Origin of the sequence: Nocardia sp. NPDC058497 (assembly GCF_042720195.1) — a bacterium.
Classification (GTDB): Bacteria; Actinomycetota; Actinomycetes; order Mycobacteriales; family Mycobacteriaceae; genus Nocardia.
In genome coordinates this window covers 1-1,008 of sequence record NZ_JBHXMY010001073.1, presented here as the reverse complement: position 1 = coordinate 1,008, position 1,008 = coordinate 1, and the positions used below count along the sequence as shown (strand labels likewise).

Here is a 1,008-nt window from a genome sequence, read left to right as displayed (position 1 = left end):
CACCAGATCCGGGTCAACAGCGAAGTTCGCGATCACCCGATGCTTGAAGATCAGCTCGGTAGGATCCCGATCCTCCCGATACTGCTTCTTCGCTTCCTCAACCCCCTGCCCCGTCAACGGATTCTTCAACTCGGCCGTCGCCACCGGAATACCGTTGAGCATCAAAGCCAAATCCAGCCGCGGTCGCGACGCACCCGGCTTCGTCGCATACGGCAGTTCCCGAACCACCGTGAGCCGGTTGGCTTTATAGGCATTCAGCACGTCATCAGACCCGACCAGATTCGGCTTGAAGTAAGCAACCCGAATCAACACCCCCCGGTCCTTCACTCCCTCCCGAAGAACCTTCATCAGCCCCTTGCCAGCCAACTCCTGCCCCAGCCGCTTAGCAAACCCCCGCTGCGCCTCGTCCTGATCCTCGCCATAGGTGGCGACCAGGTCATCCCACTCCGCCTGCTGCGTCTGCGAAATGAAGGTCAGCAACTCCCCAACATCCAGCCCAAGTTCCGCGTTGTACTCGTGCGGATTCCCCTCCTCCCAGCCGTTCCCCACCATCGCCTGCACGATGGCCTCCCCGAACACCTGCTCACTGTGGACAGACATTGTTCGCTATACCCCCTGGGTGAGATTCCGCCCGGAGGCGGTGGTGACATCGAGTTGACCAGTCACCGCGGCAGCGGTGAGAGATGCGCGCCGCTCGCCGAGCAGCGAAATCCTCCTGTCGACAGCGTCGACCAGACCGTCAATCCTACTATTCCGCTGACGAATCAGTTCGACAATCTTAATCTGCATGTCAATCGGCGGCAGCGGGATTCTCAACATCTGCAGATCTGGGACGTAGATTGTTTTGTGAGTGGATCCCATCGCAAGGCGGCCGAGCAGATCCGAACGCATCGCCCGGAGGCACCAAAGAAGGTAGTAAGGATCCAGCCTCGGGCCACACGTCCACGTAACAAAATCCTGACTGGTTGCCATGTCCGAGGCCATCACCGCCGAGTACCCCGCCGACGC

The 1,008-nt window shown here is 59.9% G+C and carries 2 protein-coding genes; both read right to left on the bottom strand.

From position 1 onward, the window contains the following. On the bottom strand, positions 1-579 hold a 579-nt coding region (locus tag ACFWPJ_RS33800), incomplete at its 3' end, for a type I restriction endonuclease (RefSeq protein WP_378857714.1). A 27-nt stretch (positions 580-606) separates the two neighbouring features. Beyond that, positions 607-1,008 (bottom strand): restriction endonuclease subunit S (locus tag ACFWPJ_RS33795; RefSeq protein ID WP_378857712.1); only part of this gene is annotated, 402 nt, incomplete at its 5' end.